Source organism: Paenibacillus sp. 11B, from assembly GCF_030487755.1.
Taxonomy (GTDB): Bacteria; Bacillota; Bacilli; order Paenibacillales; family Paenibacillaceae; genus Paenibacillus; species Paenibacillus vandeheii.
On sequence record NZ_JAUKNS010000002.1, the window covers coordinates 1,399,605 to 1,417,906 of the forward strand.

Genomic DNA, 18,302 nt, shown 5'->3' on the forward strand with positions numbered 1-18,302 from the left:
CACAGTTATTTCCGATATACTGACATATACCAAGCAAAGAAGTGGGTTTTCTCCTGTTTCTTCATATATATGGAGGTGGCATTCTTGTCCCAATATCACCCTTTAACGCCCCAGGATGCAATCGACCTGGCCAAAACATTACCGGGTCCGTTTGCGGCAGATGCGAATCTGGAATGTCGTGAGATCGGTGACGGCAATCTGAATTTGGTCTTCCATATCACGGATCAGAACTCCGATAAAAGTATCATTATCAAACAAGCTCTTCCTTATGCGAAAGTGGTCGGAGAATCATGGCCATTGTCTCTGGTACGTGCCAGAATTGAACGGGAAATCCTGCAGGAAGAGTATCGTTTATGTCCGGGAATGGTGCCCGAAGTGTACTATTATGATGATGATCTCGCCTTAACCGTGATGGAGGATTTGAGCGATCATGTGATTATGCGTAAAGGCCTCATCGATGGTGGAACATATCCTCATTTTGCACAACATATCGGGGAGTTCATGGCAAGAACGCTGTTTTTCACTTCAGATCTTGGTATGAACCAGCAGCTGAAGAAAGAAAAACAGGGAAGATTCGTCAATCCGGATCAATGTAAAATAACCGAAGATCTGATCTTTGATGAACCTTATCGCATTGCGGAGAAAAATAATTATGAGGCTTCCATTGAAGACGAAGCGGAAGCACTTCGTACAGATGGAGAACTCCATCTTGAAGTAGCTTTGCTGCGTGAGAAATTTCTCACCCATGGTCAAGCTCTACTTCATGGTGATCTGCACACAGGCAGCATTTTCGTCACGCCTGAATCGACCAAAGTCATTGATCCCGAATTTGCTTATTTTGGGCCTATGGGATTTGATGTAGGTGCCGTGCTTGCCAATTTGCTTCTCCATTACGCCTCGCTGCCAGGTCGAATTCAAGATCAGACGGCTCTTCATGAGCGTGAAAAGATTTTGTTGGATATGGTTCGTGACGTATGGACTGAATTCGAATCCCGCTTCCGTGGTCTGTGGACTTCCGACATGGTTGATCCTATGGCTAAGGCACCTGGATACGAAGATCTTTATGTACAACAATTATTCAGAGACGCTGCTGGCTTTACTGGCGCGAAAATGGTCCGCCGTATTGTCGGACTCGCGCATGTGGCAGATATCGATACGATTGGGGATGCCACAGAACGTGAACGTGCTCAGCGCAAAGCGTTGGCGATTGGTAAAGCACTTATCAAGCGTAATCGTAATCTGAACACAATCGGTGAACTTCTGGATACAGTAGCTACAGCAGTTACTGCCATTAAAATCTAACTTAAAGAACTCATAAAGGCTTAACTCAAGGAAACGGAGGAACATCCATGACAACCCCTGAACATCAGCCTTTGTCCTCCCTTATATGGAAACAGGACAAGCTTGAAATGCTTGATCAGCGTTTGCTGCCTGAAACAATTCTGATGCTGAAACTGTACACGCCCGAGGAAGTATGGGAATCCATCCACTCGATGAAAGTTCGCGGTGCTCCGGCGATCGGGATTGCTGCTGCATTCGGCGTAGTACTAGGTGCCAAGGCATATGACGGACTTGCCATACAAGGCTGGCTGGATCATGTAAAATCCATCTGTGCTCATCTTGCCACTTCCCGTCCAACGGCTGTTAACCTGTTCTGGGCGCTGGATCGTATGATGCAAAAAGCCAGTGACCTCGCTGAATCAGGTGCAAGCATCGAAGATAGCAATGCTGCTCTTGAAGCTGAAGCTCTCTTGATTCAGAAAGAAGACGAAGAAGTTTGCCGCTTAATCGGAGAAAATGCTCTTCCTTTGTTCGCAGACGGTATGGGAGTACTCACACACTGTAATGCTGGCGGACTTGCAACCGCGAAATACGGAACGGCGACAGCACCGATGTACCTCGCTCACGAGCGCGGCATCAACCTGAAAGTATTCGCAGACGAAACCCGCCCTGTCCTTCAGGGTGCACGCCTTACAGCCTTTGAGCTCCAGCAAGCCGGCATTGACGTTACTCTGATCTGCGACAACATGGCAGGTATGGTCATGTCCAAAGGCTGGATTCAGGCAGTTATCGTCGGTACAGACCGCGTTGCTGCCAATGGGGATGTAGCTAATAAAATCGGAACTTACAGCGTAGCGGTCCTTGCCAAAGCGCACAATATTCCATTCTATGTAGCCAGCCCGCTGTCCACCATTGATCTGTCTACACCATCCGGAGATCTCATTCCGATTGAGGAACGTGCTGCGGAGGAAGTAACCGAAGGATTTGGTAAACGTACAGCACCGCAAGGTGTAAAAGTATTCAACCCGGCGTTTGATGTCACTCCTAACGAATATGTAACGGCCATTATTACGGAAAAAGGCGTTGTTCGCGCTCCTTTCCAAGAGAATTTGGCTGCCCTGTTCGCCAAGGATGAAGCTTAAATTAATGGAAGTATGTTTTATCGTTTGAGATAGATTAGTACATGTAAATTAAAGAGAGGGGCTTCCCAGAAGGGGAGCCCCATTTTCATCGCTGATTATTCAGGAATTAGATCATCTTGAGCAATGCTTCTACACCCGTCATGCCAACCGTAATGCCCATCGCTTCGGCTTCCGTGGTCACTGACTCCATAGGTGCATGCAGCAGCTGTTCCAATGTGCGCACGCCAACCGCCCGAGCTGCAATAATCTTGCGATCCCCAAGCTTCTCATTAAGTAACCCCACATCGAGTGCTCCGCACATAATATATCCTTTAGATGTATTAATCGTCAGTAATGTCGTTTTGGGCAGCTTAACCTCTACCCCGACCAAGACATGCTCTCCAACCACAATCGGCTCCATCGTCACCATAATTTCCCGATACACCTCCTCTTCCTCAGGTCACGATAATTGTATGCCTCATTTTGGATAGCCGTGTGGACTCCTGCGGAAAAGGATTGGAAATGAATGTGGTTTTACTTAAATTAGCCCAAGTGGTTCGCTCATTTTCTATGTCTTCAGCACTATGATTATAGCAATTTTAGTGATATAGTGTAGTGAAGCTTAAATTTGCTGACATATCTTTTAACGGGGCTGGGATGAATGAAAGAAACCTTATCCAACGAAGAAGAAATCGGCTTTTTGTTCAATGTCGATATTCTTATTAAGAGCCGCTCGAATGCATTGGCACTGCAGTCCCTGTTGGAGTTCATAAACAAAGAGGAACAAATTGCGGACTTCCGGATTCAATCCGGCATAGAGCTTGGCAAAATTATTGAAGTGACACTGCAGTCCAAAAAGGACTCCTTCGCCTTTCTTCATAAAGAAAGAAAAAAATCACAATCTAATGCAAGACAGAAGAACTCATCACCAAACCAAGCGACAGATCCAACCGTTCCAGTCTTACCACAGTCCGATATCGAAACACCTGCTTCCAAGCTTACTCCTTCGTCTGAAGTATCCAACAATACCAACGGAAATTCATTCGATGTATGGATTGATACCCTCATCAAAGAAAACCGTCTTACACGGATCGTTGTGAACAATAAGAACGGCAAGCATCAGAGCATTCCATGCCGTATACTGAATTTTGATCGGGATAGCAGCATTGTGAGTGTCTACCATGTGGACGAAAAACAAGTGTATACGTTTCGAACCAATGAAATCGATGAGTTTTTGTAATCAATGAGCATTTAAACGAAAAGCAACTTACGTAGGAAATCTTTAACCATTTCCCGTGCAAGTTGCTTTTTTCAGGTTCATTCACATGTAACAATGAACTGGCACCACTTGAATAGCCCATAGCTTTAACCATCCATTGCAGATCGTCATGCGCGATCTTTTCCCCGCTGCCATACGTCCATTGCTAATAGCAACCACCCAACAATAAAGGCTACCCCGCCGATTGGGGTGATGGCTCCCAATATTTTAATACCCGAAATACTCAGTACATACAGACTGCCCGAGAATACGATAATTCCAATAAACAGCAGGCGTGCTGCCCACTTGAGCTTAGTGGAGGGTCCAAGCTGACCCGCTGTGAGACCTATGATTAGCAGTCCGATTGCATGTATCATGTGGTATTGTACTCCGGTTTCATACACCGCTATGGCGTCCGCACCGATGCTTTCCTTGAGCATATGTGCACCAAACGCACCAATAGCCACCGAAAGCATCGTCAGTACAGCACCCATCATCATCCATTTCCGTTGCATTTGCCTTCTCTCCCTTAGTTCATCTCTCAACTATTCATTTTAGCGAATCCTTGCCGTGTTTACCAGCAAGCTACGATGCGGAAGGCATTCATATGTCTGGTTATATATACTTTCCTTCGCTTTTGCCTCAAAATCGACGAAAACTGGCGTGAAACCTTGATTTTTATCGATTTTTATGGAAAAGTAAAAAGGAGTGCCTTCATTCTCTTAATTAGAATCATCTCATCGAGATTAGGTTAATTACACACACTCATGACCACGAGTAAGGAGGGATAAACCATTCATGGATAATCAAAATAACCAGAATAACAATGATCCTTATCAATCAGGCTCCGGTACAGATCATTCGGATCCCAATCATGACAACCCATTTACACCTTCTCCCTCCTCCCTGGAAGATCCACCCGTGGGTCGATTGAAACATTCTGGGCCTGTATTGCAATTTTGTGATTGGATTGGTGTCGATCATTGGTTACATGCTGACTTTATTTATTGCCACGATGGCTATCAACAGTGCAATTGGTGTCGTAACCACACCGATCCAAGTGGAAGAAATTGCATTGCATCCAGCAGTTGTTCTGGCTTCTCTGGCTGTTCTGGTTTGTCTGATACTTAATCTCGCAGGACTCATTCTCGGAGTGATTGGGCTTGTGCTCAAGAATCGAAAAAAAGTCTTTGCTATCATTGGTACCATTCTCAGTGGAGTCATGATTCTGGCATTCGCCGGGCTTATTATTGCAGGTATCTATATGGTTTAAAAGCTTACATTAGGCTCAAATTCATTTCTCAAAAAATTGTAACGAAATGACACTTGATCCCTATCATCTTCATCCATTTTAATGGCCAAATTTTCGTATCCAAAGGAGATTGACATGTCACGAATCAAAATTTTCACGGACAGCACAAGTGATCTGGCCCCAGCATGGATCCAGCAGCACGATATCGGTATTATCCCATTATATGTCGTGTTCGGTGAGGAATCACTGAAGGACGGTGCTGAAATTAAGCCGGAGCAGCTCTATGAACGTGTAAGCAGGGATGGGCGTCTGCCCAAAACGGCAGCACCTTCACCTGCTGATTTCATGACGGCATTTCAACCTTACATAGAACAAGGATATGATATTTTATATATCAGCTTGTCCTCTGAACTCTCGTCAACCTATCAAAATGCAAGATTGGCCAGTTCCGAGTTTCCAGAAGGTCGCATCTCTGTGGTGGATTCTCTGAATCTTTCTTCCGGGATTGCCCTGATGGTCATGAAGGCAGTTTATGCAGCAGAAAAAGGGCAAAGTCTGACCGAGATTACACATCTCGTCGAAGCCATCAAACCGAATGTGCGAACTGAGTTTGTCATCGATACGTTGGAGTATCTGTACAAAGGTGGACGCTGCTCTGGCATGCAAAACCTGATTGGCAGTCTGCTCAAAATTCGACCAGTCATTCGGGTAACCGATGGCAAGATGTCACCTGCGTACAAGGTCCGTGGCAAACGGGAAAAGGCCTTGGAACAAATGCTGCAAAACACACTTAGTCATAAGGAACAGATCGACCGCGATCTCGTGATCGTTGTGCATACCATGGCCGAGGAAGATGCGCTAGATTTGCAAAAATCTCTGCAGGAACAGACCGGAGCGCGAGTGGAATTGACTACGGCTGGTTGCGTTATATGTAGTCATTGTGGTCCCAAAACGATTGGTATCATTTATAACACAGCTTTATAAAAATCCTTCTTATCACACGGCACATTTTCCAGATACAATCATGCGTCCGCCTGCTTAATCCATTAAAGATCATGCCAAAAGGGCATCCCAAGCTATCGTAGCTCAGGATGCCCTTTTTTATTGTAAACATGTAACCTTAATAACTTTTTGTTTTCAGGTCATTCAAATTTTTGAACGCATATCCTTGCTTACGAGCCTCATCAATGATGGAAGCTAACGCCTCCGTGTTATCTTTCGACACAGAGTGAAGCAAGATGACTGCTCCTGGATGCAGCTGTTTCAACACTTGCTGACGCGCGTAGTCTGCCCCTTTTTGAATTTTGGTATCCCAATCTTTGTAGGCAACGGACCAAAACACATTAACGTAACCTTGGGCGTGGCTCTCTGCGAGCGTCCGGTTGTTGAAAATGCCACGTGGTGGCCTTAAAAAGGTCGCTTGCTGTCCAGTCAACCGATTGACCTCAGACCGTACCTGATCAAGCTCTGTTTTTAATTTCTCATTGGAAACTCGGGTCATATCGGGATGGCTCCAGGAGTGGTTCCCCACAATATGCCCTTCTGCCGCCATTCGTTTCACCAGCTCAGGCTGATCTTTCAGATAATGCCCGGTGACAAAAAATGCAGCAGGCACTTTCTTATCACGCAGAACATCCAATATGGCTGGTGTAAAGCCATTTTCATAACCGTTATCAAACGTAAGATACAGTTCTTTCTGTTTCGTATCCCCCAGGAAAATGGCATCGTTTTGTTGCAAAATCTCCTTAAACCCTTCCTGATCAATGGAAGGCAATTGACCATTTTGACTTTTTTTGAAGCCAAAGTGATACGCTCCATTTATTGGCGATGCTTCAGTATGCGCTGGTAATATACCGAAAGCCAATATGGCCAGCAGCATGTAGAGAACCATTCGCTTCATTGCTATCCGCTCCTGTTCCTGAAAAATTCGGTTTGTCGTTTCCTATCACGAACACCTTCAGGTAATATGCCACAGGAGCAGCTAATGTATGTAAATTTCAATTACAGATTGCTTCACATACATGAACCAATGGGGCGCCTACTCCATTCTCCATTCAAAACCGTTTATTTTCTCGCTCGGGATGATGAAACAGTTCGAGTAATGTCTGGGGTTTCCCACTGGAAGCCAGCCACTCTCTAACCATTTCAATCGCACGTGTCTGACCGTCACCACTATCCCGCCAGGTAAGCAGTTCAATCACTTTAATAATCAGGGCAGACATATTATGGTTATCATGCTCAGAGCGATCTGCCCGCAATTTATGATAGAGAGCCTCCTGCTCCCAATCAAGCAAAATCTCGTCGCCAATGGTAGGCTTCATCAAGGTGTAGGCTCTACCACATCCTGAACAGCGAACCGCACTGACCTGTTCTTGGGCAAAGATTGCCCGGATATCCTGATCGCAATCGGCGCACTGGAAATAAACCTGTATGTTGTGTATGTTATTATTCATGTTGGTGTTCCTCCTGCTATGTATGTACTACATCTATACCCGAATTATCGTTGATTCACGCTAAATTCCGTCAAATTCAGAAGGTGCTATAATCTTGTAAATATGTTAAAATATTATACATATCATAAGTAGGAAGAGGCGGATATCCATGTCAAAGGAAGAGCGTAACATTACCTGGCAGCAATCCAGCTTAAAGAGGCAGGACAGGGAGAAGCATAACGGTCATCGCAGTCGGGCCTTATGGTTCACCGGGTTATCCGGTGCAGGAAAATCCTCGCTTGCATTTGCTCTGGAGCAATACCTGTATGAAAAAGGGGTTCATTGTTACGTGCTTGACGGGGATAACGTACGTCACGGACTGAATCGGGACCTTGGCTTCACGGCTGAGGATCGGCAAGAAAATCTGCGCCGGATTGGTGAAGTTTCCAAGCTAATGGTAGATGCCGGATTGTTTGTTCTTTCTGCCTTTATCTCGCCGGATGCACAGGATCGAAATAGGGTAAGACAGCTCTTTAAAGCTGATGATTTCATTGAAATCTATGTACGTTGTTCGATCGAAGAGTGTGAACGACGTGATCCGAAGGGGCTTTACAAAAAGGCCCGCAGCGGTGCCATTCCACATTTCACCGGAATTTCCGCCCCCTATGATATTCCAGAAGATCCTACACTAATCATTGATACCGAAGAGCTTTCTGTTGAAGAAGCCGTACATGAAATTGTGCGGCATCTGGAACGGGTCGGTGCATTTCAGCTGCCGCAGCCTGTAAGCAATGCCATCGTTCACTAAATGAAAATGGCAATCATATTGAATTACCTCCCGACTACACATACATCAAAGGCGCTGCCTCAAATGGCGCGCCTTTTTGCTTTGTTCATTTCCGGATTTACCGAGAGAATCATTGCCCCACAACACCCGCCTGCATATTCAACAGTTTGCTGAACGTGCCAACCGGATCCGTAGATAATTGCTGATATCCACCTTGCTGGATAACCCGACCCTCATCCAGAACGATTACTCTATCCGCTGTTCGAATGGTGGATAGTCGGTGGGCGATAACAATAACGGTGACATGCCCTTTCAGGCGCTCAAGGGCCTCGTGAATATGCTGTTCGTTCTCGCTATCCAGCGCACTCGTCGCCTCATCCAGTACCAATACAGAAGGGTTCCGAAGCATGGCCCGGGCAAGCACCAAACGTTGACGTTCGCCGCCAGATAAACGGATACCTCGATCACCGATAATCGTATCTAATCCTTGCGGTAGTTTGTGTACAAACGTTGCAGACGAAGAAAACTGTAATGCATGCCACATCTGTTCCTCACTGGCATTCGGATCAACCAGACGCAAATTTTCACGAATGCTGGTATGGAACAAAAAAGGGTCCTGAGAGACATAACCTATCGAACTTCTCCAGGCTAACAATCGATTCTCGGTTAAAGGCACCCCATCCACCAAAATCTGACCGCTCTCTGGACGAATGAGTCCCATAATCAGATCAATCATCGTGCTCTTTCCGGCTCCCGACTTGCCTACAATGGCCGTCATGCCTTTCGCCGGAATGGATGCATACGCCTCGAATAACGAGTAGGTATCACTGCCTTCATAGCGAAAATTTACTTGCTGACACTCAATGGATTCCTTAAGCACCAGGGGCTCAATGGGACGCGCATCCCCACCTTCCTGATCATGTGGTTCATCAGCATGAACTGTTTTTTCGCTAATCTCCCGGCTTTTTTCCGTCTCTGTCTGTAACTCTCTCACAATCTGAAACGCGGGCAGCATGGAACTCATATACTCCAGATTGGACTGAATGGACGTGAAGCGTGGCCACAATCGGGAAAAGATCAGAATGATAAGCAACAAACTTGCCGGAGGTACTGCGAGCACATGCAGGGATAAATAGATAAAAGCCGCAATAATGACAGCCGCCGATACTCGATGAATCAGCTGTGTACTACTATTCAACTGACTGAACTGAATCACGTTATGTTCAATCCGCCCACACATACGCTCAAACCAGCTGATATGTGATTTTTCAAGCATATTGCTCTTAATATCCTTGATTCCGTTAAAGTGCTCTGTAATGCCATTGTAATAGCTCTGGGAATATTCGGATGTCTGATCCCCGATCTGTTTTGCCCGCTTCACGAATTTTCTCAACACAATAAACAATACCAATCCGCAGACCAGGACAAGGGTGGTTAACTTGGCAGACAACCAGAAAGCCAGACCGATTTGAATACCGGTAAAGATCAAGGAAGCCGCCATTTGAAGCATAATATTCGTTCCCTGACTGACTCGGGCGAGTTCGGTCGTTAATATATGATTAAAATCGGATTTTCGTTTTTGGAGGAAAAAAGACCACTGCGCCATAATGATGGCACGATAGGTTTCCATACGCAGCGTTCGAACAAATTGCTGCTGAATTCGCGTGTTGCGAATCGTCTGAAGACGTTGAAGCCAAGCCTGTCCGGAGACAATGAGGACAAAGGTCAACAGCACCAGCAGCAGCCGGCCATTTTCCGGAAAACGATTTAAAAATTCGGATATCCAGGGTAAGTGCAGACCTGTGGAACCCATTTCAAAAATACCAATGAGACTTAACATCGGAACGAGCATATATATGCCGATTCCTTCCATCAGACTGATGCAGATCATGCCCAGCAGGTTCCAATATAACACTGGGCCTGTTACACGATGCAGCTTGCGCATAAAGAATTGCAATTCCGAAATCATAGGTTATCCCCTCTCCGTCATCGTGTTCCTTTTGATTCGCCGCCAGAACCAGAGAAACGGACGTAACGGAAAATACAAAAAATGCAGTGAACGCGGAAGCGGTAGTTGATCTACATCCCAGGTACTTGGGTACAAACGCTCAATGAAGAAAAACAGCTTCTGCCTTGTGCTTCGCAATGCGAACAGATAGGAACGATAACTCTTTACATCTGCCGGGCTCTCAATCATCTCATTCATGAACACTACGCCGCGTCTCGCTAATTTCTCTCCCTCACGTCTGTGGGAGGACAACAAGGTGAGGTAATTGGCATCTATAGGCGTATCCAGCAGTACAGAAGCGAGATGAAGAGCCTGTGAACCGATGGATAATCTGCCCTCAGCTTTCAGGCGTCGCTCCACTTTTTTGACGTCCAGTGGCATGCACCGAATCATCTGGTCGATATCCAGCAGCCAGCGCAGTCTGAACCACCCATGTCTTGCGCCGTGCGTCACGAGATATGCCCACAGATCCTCCCTTTCCAGCATACGGACAGGCGTCTGGGTATAAGTGCTGAATCGGCTGCGTTTCCAAAGCAATTCAAAATCAGTTTCTCTTCCCGAATCCGGGTTAAGTCGCCAGTGGATCTCCACTTGAGTTCGTTTGACCGGGTGTTTGTAACAGATATGATGTTCCCGCCATTTCCAGCTGGCAACGGTCCGTGTTCGTTTGCCTTCCTTCGATTCATAACCAAGCATTTCAAGGATCTCTTCCGCGGACTCCACATCATCAAAAGGAATGAGGATATCCAGATCTTTAGAGGTCCGCAAGGATATATCTCCGTAAAGATCATGTGCCAGTGCAGGTCCTTTGAGTGTTATATTCCGAATGCCTCGTTCACGAAAAGCACCACACACCTGCTCCATTTCGGCGGTCAGATGCAGCATGCGAAACGTATTGGCTGTATATTGCTGCCTCAGGTTTTCCACTACAAAAGCGGGAATAACCGCTGAATCCAACTCTTTTATTTTCAGATAGAGAACTGAATATAATCGATGATGATGGGCGAGCTGCAAAAAGAGCTGCCAGTCCATTCCCTTCATCTGTATCCGGGCGTCCTCAGGGGTTATTGCTGTTAGATCGCCTTTAATCATGCTCAAAATCAGTTTAAGCTCCTGCGGAAAATTCGCTGTATAGTTTTCCCATTCATGTATCGTAGACAATCTCTCCAGCTCCCCTCTCAGGACACCGCTTGCCAAACACGCCGACAACCGTATATTGGTCCATTGTATCTGCTCCGGTCACAATCAATTTCCCACTTCGCAGCCAGGCATGTGCCATCATTTGGCCTTGTTCATTCCGTGCAGTACCCATATATAGAGTACTCTCCACTTTACGGCGTTCCAGCATCTCCATCGCTGCGATTGCCATGACAAGGCAACGGCTCTCCCATAAGGTATACCTGCTGGCAATGAGTATGGCTTTAGAAATATTTCGTATTGTCGTCACATCACTTCGATGGAGTCCCGTCATCGGCGTTTCGTACATCGGTGTACCGAGACCTGGAGCAATCTTGGCAAAAGGCATCGCCTTCAGTATTCGTGCCCACCCAAGGTGGACATAGGCTTCCCATACCAATCCACGGATTTCACGCGGCAATGAACGATAGGCTTTAATTTTTCGTAACATGGCTCTACTCTCCGCGGGTAACGTCAATTAATCCTTCATGCGTCAGATGCTCAAGGAATTGAACAACCTGTTCACGGCATAGCTCTGGTTCAATCTCATATTCTGAGGCTAACACTTCAACCAATTCATTCAATGTTCGTTCTTCACTGATCAGGTCCCAGATTCGTCCACCCGTGCTGCCCAGGTTATAGTACTTTCCGTTATGAATGCTCATCATGACTTTTTCCCCGCCCATGTCACTGACAAGATTGCCTTCCTTCCGCAACACACGGTCTTCCCCATTCATTGGCTTCGTTGCTGTCATTGTCCTGTATACACTCCTTTACGTGCATGTTCTGTAATCTGGTCAGCCATCTCAAAAGCAGTAAAATCAGATCCTGACCTCGTGATTCTGAAAACTTCGATACTGGCGGACAGTCGTGAGACTGTCTCGAACAGCCATTGTGCCAGACCCTGCCTGGTCACAAGTCCACTACGAAAGGTATGAGAGCACAACATGTGAAGGCGTTCCAATCCTGCAACTTCCATTAGCTGTACGGGTTTCAGCATCTCTTCCGGCTTTGGATCAAGTTCAAAAACAGCAGCAAGCGGAACCGGTCTATCGTGAAAATAGTGCTGAACAGGTATCGCGTACTTCGTAATCTCTGCATGAACCGTTGCATAATCCTGTTCCTTCATGCCGAATCCATCAAGGCTGGGCTGCCATAACTTTTGCTGCGGATACCCCGGCGATACGATTGCTCTTCCCCCCGCATCCCATGTCAGAGCCACAACATCATCCGTTAAGAGTGGATAACCACGTGAAGCAAGTGCAGCGGATAAAGTAGATTTGCCCGCACCCGAATGTCCAACAAACGCATATGCCCAACCGTCAATGACCACCGCACTTCCGTGCAGTGGAAGAATGCCGCGCTGCATCATAATGACGGCCATACATGTGCCCAGCACGAACAATCTAACCTTTTTGTCGTCCGCTCCCGCTTTAGGGGATACCACAATGCGGCGTCCTTGCTCCATGAGAAACAGACCCGTATCCTCGATTCGAAAAAAAAGACTGCCATTCCGGGATACAAAGTTATCGCTCCCCACATCCCACTCTTCCCAATGTGCTTGCAAATCAGCAATCTCAATGTGTACATCCGCATGGACAGCTTCAGAATCTGTACCGTTCTGTACGGTTTGGAGTTCAGGCATGGGGAATTGGCTCAACCAACGCAAGCCATACGCTTCATACTGCACAGGCAACAATGAATGACTCCTCCTTCACGATCTGCATGTAGATAAAAAAAGCCCTTATATTCGCACTGCTCAATATAAGGGCGGAGGCGAAAAGTGGAATACTGCCCTTTCCGCCCTTCTAAGTATGATGGCACATGTTAAAACTAAACAACTTAGGAAGTTGGATCGTACATGTCAGCATCGTGAACTGTAATCCAGTCGATCTGTCTGTAACCTACGCCCGCCATTGTTTGGTTCACTTCCAATACTTCCAGTGCTGGTGCTTGCCATTCCTTTTTTTCCATTTGCATCGTGTTCACCTCCTCTCATGAGTCAACTGATTAGAATCCTTATCCCTTTATATCGCTAGATTCACCAGATACATCAGAACTTTCGGATGAATCGATATACGATCAGGCTATGCATCATTAACCGCAAGTCCGGGTGGGAAGCAAGCTCGGGTCGAGGGTTTGGAAAATTCGCAAGTGCCGACTTGATTCGCTCTGTGTTCAATATGCCAGCGACCCGGCTGTCAGAACATAGCGCACGCAATTCCGCAGTAAAATCACCCCAATTGGGAATCATGCGGTGCAACCAATCTGCGGGCTGAACACCGCGCACTCGCTGGTTTAATCTCACTTTGTCTGGCAGCTCTGGTGAGGTAGCCCGACGAATCAAGGCGCGATCCGTACCTTGACTAACATATTGTTCAATCGGTACAGACAGACAGAAACGAATCACTCTGGCATCACTCGTAGGATCGCGTTCCCATGCCCGATAACGAAGAGAGCATTTGGTGGCGACAGCACCATTTTTGTTCGCAATAGCCAGGTTGTTGAATTTCTCTGCTCGTACTTTAAGCGCATCTGCCTGAGCACCGCCTTGCAGAACAATAATGGATTTGAGCCGTTCCAATACGCCTGTTCGCCTAGCAAACTCCGGATGGATTAATTGCACCGATGCGGCCTGGGCAGCCCCCTTCGACATGGATTTGAACAATTCCGGATACGCTTTTCGGCCCGTAATTTTGGCAATTCGCGAGAATTTCATCCCGGTACGTTCACTGTACTGCTGCATTTCCCTGAGCCACCGGAACCAGCGTCCGCTTTTTAGCAAACTAGCGTAATAATCCAGTGCCGGCCCCCAGGAAACCGTGAAGTTGCCCCGTGCTCCAGTCAATAAAATGCCTGCATCCTGCTGGCTCGCTTTTTCATAGAATCCACGAATCCAGAATGAGTTCTCAAAATATTTATAGGGCATTTCCATCATATCAAGCCAGGTATCTACTTCACTAAGAGGACTTCTCCCCTCGAAATCAAGATAATTCTCTGTGATATTACCGACGTGATTAACGGTAGACTGGATAAAAGGGCGTTCATCCGCTAACAGCGTTTTCGATGTATAATCCGTAAAATCAGACACCGGAACATAACTGTACGCATTTAACGTTTTCCCCTGTCTCCGCAGTGTTCCTGACGCAAATCCAACCACAGCTCCAGAATCCAGCCCTCCGCTCAAAGCAGCAGCCACCTGTCGATGCGTTCGCAAACGCGATCCAACGGCTTGACCAAACACCTCACGGAAAGCTTCTACATACTCCCCGTCTGACTTGAGTCTTAGAGGCTCCACTTCGTCCCAGCGATGATATTGTTTCTGTTCCAGCCTGCCATCCCTGAAGCTAAGCGTATGGGCAGGGGGCAGCTGGCTTACTCCACGATAGACGGTAGAATGGATATCTGCTGAGTCATGCATGTCGGGAATGGCAAGAAATTCGGACAACCAGATTTCATCCAGCTCTTTATGTACACCTTCCAATTGCAGTAACGGATTCATTAAGGTACAGAAGGCAAACCGCTGACCATCATGCCGAAAATAGAAGGATCTCATGCCAGTAATGTCTCTGGCAGCGAAGAGTCTGCGCTTGCGATCGTCCCAGATGGCGAAGGCAAAATCGCCAAGCAGTTTCTCCGCCATATGTTCATCCCATCGCTGATATGCACGCAGGATCAGTTCACTATCCGACAATCCTGCTAACTCCGCTCTCGATATAGAGAGTTGATCTGCCAGCTGTTCCCGATTATCCAAAATGGCATCCGCCGTGATGGTCAGACCGCTCACTTCATCAAATAAAGGCAATTGCTCCCTGACCGACTCCGGTGTAATCCACTGGGCGTGGCAGCTCAGGAAGGCTTCATTACCTTTCCAGACCCCCGTTGTATCCGCCGGAACGTGCCCCAGACTGGCATATAGGTGCCAACTGTCCTCCCATAACGCTTGCTGACCATCGGTGTGAACAATTCCTGCTATAGCGCTCATGACTTTCCTCCCCGAAGTATCTTGCGCTGTGAAGCCCAGGCGCTTAACTGGTTACCAAACGGAATCAAGGATTTGATACGCTGAATCTTGCTATGAGCAGAGGCGAGTTGTGCCTTCAATCGTTCCCGCTCATTGTACCCTCGCTCCAGCCGATTATCGGCTGCACGAAGTGCGGCTTCCAGTTGCCTGATGGTTGCAAGTGCGGCCAGTGTCGGATCAATCGCTTCTGGTTCACTCGTTCCCGGATTATTGTTATTGCCATCTTGCGTACCGTCCGCAACGTCTACAGGCTGCATCCGGTAACCATGCTGCCAGCTGCAGCCTGTTGCTTCGGAGAATTGACGATCTAGCTTTGCAATGACTTCCTCATCCGGGCCAGCTTCATAGCGCACCCCCGTCCATTGCTCGGCTTCTTCCAGCTGTACACTGTACCCCATCCGATGGAACAGATCTGCACCCATTACTCGGCAATAAAATTCAACTTCCTGTGGATCTAGTATATTTTTCCAGTTGTTAACAGAATCCTTATGAGCTTCCTGATGCGAGGAGAGAAACGGATCACCGACACCCATACTGTAGAACATATTGGACTTTGTACTATCCGCAAAGCGTCCATATTGCTCTATTCCTTCTTCATATCCGATACCAAGAAAACCACATAACTTTTCCATTTCGTCCCGAGGATTGGAGACGAGTTGTTCGTATTGAACTTCATAGGCATTCGTGTGTTTGTCCGCAAAATAATCATTCAAACGGAGCATACCCAGCGTGAGATCAACTGCTTTCATATTAAGATTCGGACTCTTCAAGCTGCGAATCAGTTCGAAGCCTTCTCCAGTATGGCGGTTTACCTTTTTGTAAGAAGCAGCTACGGCAAGGGGGTTACGCTGAAGATGAATGCGCTTGGACTGTGGAAACAGGCGATCCAGCCATTCCAGCATATAATAGTAACGAGGAGATTTATCTACGAGGAAGTCTGCCCCGCTCCCCTCCAGAAATCCGTTATAAATTTCAAGAGCAAAGCTTCTGCACGCCTTTTCAAAACCTTCGTCTGAGACCATGGCGCTATAAAACTGACGGATGATAGCACTTCCGCCATAGGGGCGGGAATCAGCCTTCTGCAAATCTACAAGATTCATCAGAAACCACATCTCTTGTGTAGCAAATACACGGCTGTGATTTTGCAGCATCACGGTGGATAGCGAACTTCCACTGCGAGGTACACATAGTAGTAAGACAAGTCCGTTACCATGAACATCTACCAAGGGCAGCCTCTCCTCTGTAAAATTAAAATAAGCATGCAGTTGGTATAGCTCTCTTTATCTCAACATCGGCTATAAAAACCATAAGGGAATAGGTATATTGGATAATGTGCTTTCGACAACTTTTAGATACGATATGTATTCATAGTTTTACTCTATGATACAAAATGTATCATGTCAATCTTTTATTTTCACCTTTTCATAATATCTTTCTATCCACTCTATTCTGTTCTCTGTCGTTTAAGCACTTATACATTTTCTATCGTCCTTACCAGTTATGACTGTTGCACAAACATGAAAAAGCTCTGGAGCCGTTTACGAATAAACAGGCCCACAGAGCACTATTATTAATAATAAAAGATTAGCTATACCACATCGTTAACCACTCATCCAGTCGATCTTGCCTCCGACCCTTTCGCTGAAATCGGATGATGCATCCAGCCTTGCTCTTCTTCCTGATTGGCCTGTATTGCATCCGACATGCCCTGCTGCACCTTAACCGTTAATAACACAGCAATCCCAGCAGCGAAAAAGAAAATCAGAGACAGGATTCCCCAGCGGGTTGACCCTGTTAATTGACCCACCCAACCGAATACAAACGGCCCAAAAATCGAAGAGAATTTGCCTGTAATATTAACAAAACCAAAATACTCTCCTGTTCTGCCTGCAGGCATCAAATTGCTGAACAAGGAACGTGCCGTCGATTGGCTTACGCCCTGAACTACGCCAACCAGTCCGGCGAGCAGATAGAAATGCATGGCTGACGTCATGAAATATCCCAAAATTACGATGCATATGTAAATGGACAAGCTGACCATCAACACCTGCTTCGCACCCCAACGCTGTGCCCATGCCCCCAATAGCAAAGTGCAAGGAAACCCGATAAACTGGGTCAGTAACAAGGCCAACATCAGATCGGCTGTGCCGATCCCAATGCTTGTACCGTAAATGGTCGCCATCAGGATAATCGTGTTAATGCCATCATTGAAAAACCAGAAAGCAACCAGCATACGCATCAACTGGGGAAAACGCCGTATCTGGCGAAACGTTTGGCGAAGTCTGCGTACGCCCACACCAGCATAGCCTTTCCATGACTTGGGCAATTCTGGCGATGCAGGCCGACGTGGGGCATGGCGAAATAATGGAATGGAGAACACCAGCCACCACAACGCTACCGAGATAAAAGCAAGCCTCGTTCCAGCAAGCGTACTTCCCATCCCAAACCAGCCAGGCTGTTGAATCATCAGCATATTGACCGCAAGCAACAGCCCTCCACCAATGTATCCATAAGCATACCCTTTGGAGGACACCATCTCTCTTCGCTCAGCTGATACCAGATCAGGCAGCATCGCATCATAGAACGTGTTGCCACCCGCAAAACCGATGGTCGAAATGACCAGCAGAGCAGAAGCAAGCAGCCAGTCTCCCTCTCCAATGATGCTGAATCCAAGCGTTGCGATAATGCCAATGATGGAGAATACCCTTAGAAAGTCCCCCTTACGTCCCGATAAATCCGCCAAGGTCCCCAGCAAAGGGGTTAACAGGGCTACACATAACATGCCGATGGAATGGGTATACGCTAGATAAGATGCTGCGGTATCTGCATCCAGCGTAGCAGCAGCCACAGAAGCATAGAAGACGGGAAGAACCGCTGCAAGTACCGTCGTCGCATAGGCCGAGTTGGCCCAATCATACGTAATCCATGCCTTAATTGCCCGTTTATCCAAATGGTATCCTTCC

Annotated in this window: 19 protein-coding genes; 6 read left to right on the plus strand and 13 right to left on the minus strand. The window is 46.9% G+C overall.

Going from position 1 to position 18,302, the window contains the following annotated elements; translation table 11 throughout:
• Nucleotides 1-84: 84 nt before the first annotated feature.
• The gene (gene mtnK / locus Q0V21_RS14705) at nucleotides 85-1,302 is read left to right on the plus strand and encodes an S-methyl-5-thioribose kinase (protein ID WP_079345981.1); all 1,218 of its coding nucleotides are present in this window, start codon (nucleotides 85-87) and stop codon (nucleotides 1,300-1,302) included.
• 47 nt (nucleotides 1,303-1,349) lie between these two features.
• Complete coding sequence (gene mtnA, locus Q0V21_RS14710; RefSeq protein ID WP_079345983.1) at nucleotides 1,350-2,423, plus strand: S-methyl-5-thioribose-1-phosphate isomerase; 1,074 nt, start codon at nucleotides 1,350-1,352, stop codon at nucleotides 2,421-2,423.
• 106 nt (nucleotides 2,424-2,529) lie between these two features.
• Here mtnA and Q0V21_RS14715 read toward each other — a convergent pair whose 3' ends face one another.
• Entirely contained in the window at nucleotides 2,530-2,832 is a 303-nt protein-coding gene (locus Q0V21_RS14715; RefSeq protein WP_017689545.1) for a YunC family protein, read from the minus strand.
• Between the two features lie 231 nt (nucleotides 2,833-3,063).
• Here Q0V21_RS14715 and Q0V21_RS14720 point away from each other — a divergent pair, with 231 nt between their 5' ends.
• The gene (locus tag Q0V21_RS14720; protein ID WP_301879499.1) at nucleotides 3,064-3,642 is read left to right on the plus strand and encodes a hypothetical protein; all 579 of its coding nucleotides are present in this window, start codon (nucleotides 3,064-3,066) and stop codon (nucleotides 3,640-3,642) included.
• A 146-nt stretch (nucleotides 3,643-3,788) separates the two neighbouring features.
• Here Q0V21_RS14720 and Q0V21_RS14725 read toward each other — a convergent pair whose 3' ends face one another.
• Nucleotides 3,789-4,175 (minus strand): DUF423 domain-containing protein, encoded by a 387-nt coding sequence (locus tag Q0V21_RS14725; RefSeq protein ID WP_024629083.1) that lies wholly within the window; start codon nucleotides 4,173-4,175, stop codon nucleotides 3,789-3,791.
• Between the two features lie 476 nt (nucleotides 4,176-4,651).
• Between Q0V21_RS14725 and Q0V21_RS14730 the strand changes: the two genes are divergently transcribed.
• Nucleotides 4,652-4,933 (plus strand): hypothetical protein, encoded by a 282-nt coding sequence (locus Q0V21_RS14730; protein WP_301879500.1) that lies wholly within the window; start codon nucleotides 4,652-4,654, stop codon nucleotides 4,931-4,933.
• A 114-nt stretch (nucleotides 4,934-5,047) separates the two neighbouring features.
• A complete protein-coding gene (locus tag Q0V21_RS14735) occupies nucleotides 5,048-5,896 on the plus strand; it encodes a DegV family protein (RefSeq protein ID WP_301879501.1) in 849 nt (282 codons plus the stop codon).
• 136 nt (nucleotides 5,897-6,032) lie between these two features.
• Here the strand turns inward: Q0V21_RS14735 and pdaA are convergent, their stop codons facing one another.
• Entirely contained in the window at nucleotides 6,033-6,812 is a 780-nt protein-coding gene (gene pdaA / locus Q0V21_RS14740; RefSeq protein WP_079345991.1) for a delta-lactam-biosynthetic de-N-acetylase, read from the minus strand.
• A 154-nt stretch (nucleotides 6,813-6,966) separates the two neighbouring features.
• On the minus strand, nucleotides 6,967-7,365 hold the full coding sequence (locus Q0V21_RS14745) for a hypothetical protein (protein WP_079345993.1): 399 nt from the start codon (nucleotides 7,363-7,365) through the stop codon (nucleotides 6,967-6,969).
• A gap of 148 nt (nucleotides 7,366-7,513) precedes the next feature.
• Here Q0V21_RS14745 and cysC point away from each other — a divergent pair, with 148 nt between their 5' ends.
• Nucleotides 7,514-8,152: an adenylyl-sulfate kinase gene (gene cysC / locus Q0V21_RS14750; protein ID WP_301879502.1), complete on the plus strand. Its 639-nt coding sequence runs from the start codon at nucleotides 7,514-7,516 to the stop codon at nucleotides 8,150-8,152.
• A 109-nt stretch (nucleotides 8,153-8,261) separates the two neighbouring features.
• Here the strand turns inward: cysC and Q0V21_RS14755 are convergent, their stop codons facing one another.
• From Q0V21_RS14755 to Q0V21_RS14795, 9 genes are all read right to left on the minus strand, one after another.
• Nucleotides 8,262-10,100 carry an ABC transporter ATP-binding protein gene (locus Q0V21_RS14755; protein WP_301879503.1) on the minus strand — a complete coding sequence of 613 codons (1,839 nt, stop codon included), beginning with the start codon at nucleotides 10,098-10,100 and terminating at the stop codon, nucleotides 8,262-8,264.
• 3 nt (nucleotides 10,101-10,103) lie between these two features.
• Nucleotides 10,104-11,300: a nucleotidyltransferase domain-containing protein gene (locus Q0V21_RS14760; protein WP_301879504.1), complete on the minus strand. Its 1,197-nt coding sequence runs from the start codon at nucleotides 11,298-11,300 to the stop codon at nucleotides 10,104-10,106.
• Complete coding sequence (locus tag Q0V21_RS14765) at nucleotides 11,284-11,766, minus strand: lasso peptide biosynthesis B2 protein (protein WP_301879505.1); 483 nt, start codon at nucleotides 11,764-11,766, stop codon at nucleotides 11,284-11,286. The genes Q0V21_RS14760 and Q0V21_RS14765 overlap by 17 nt, the downstream gene beginning before the upstream one ends.
• A 4-nt stretch (nucleotides 11,767-11,770) precedes the next feature.
• A complete protein-coding gene (locus tag Q0V21_RS14770; RefSeq protein WP_094936705.1) occupies nucleotides 11,771-12,070 on the minus strand; it encodes a lasso peptide biosynthesis PqqD family chaperone in 300 nt (99 codons plus the stop codon).
• Entirely contained in the window at nucleotides 12,067-13,014 is a 948-nt protein-coding gene (locus tag Q0V21_RS14775) for an aldolase (RefSeq protein ID WP_301879506.1), read from the minus strand. The genes Q0V21_RS14770 and Q0V21_RS14775 overlap by 4 nt, the downstream gene beginning before the upstream one ends.
• Before the next feature lie 143 nt (nucleotides 13,015-13,157).
• Nucleotides 13,158-13,295, minus strand: a complete 138-nt coding sequence (locus Q0V21_RS14780; RefSeq protein ID WP_205524973.1) for a paeninodin family lasso peptide — start codon at nucleotides 13,293-13,295, stop codon at nucleotides 13,158-13,160.
• Between the two features lie 73 nt (nucleotides 13,296-13,368).
• Entirely contained in the window at nucleotides 13,369-15,300 is a 1,932-nt protein-coding gene (locus tag Q0V21_RS14785; protein ID WP_301245334.1) for an asparagine synthase-related protein, read from the minus strand.
• Nucleotides 15,297-16,565: a sulfotransferase family protein gene (locus tag Q0V21_RS14790; RefSeq protein WP_301879507.1), complete on the minus strand. Its 1,269-nt coding sequence runs from the start codon at nucleotides 16,563-16,565 to the stop codon at nucleotides 15,297-15,299. Before Q0V21_RS14790 ends, Q0V21_RS14785 begins: the two co-directional genes overlap by 4 nt.
• Nucleotides 16,566-16,948: 383 nt before the next feature.
• A complete protein-coding gene (locus tag Q0V21_RS14795) occupies nucleotides 16,949-18,289 on the minus strand; it encodes an MFS transporter (protein WP_094936709.1) in 1,341 nt (446 codons plus the stop codon).
• Nucleotides 18,290-18,302: the final 13 nt, after the last annotated feature.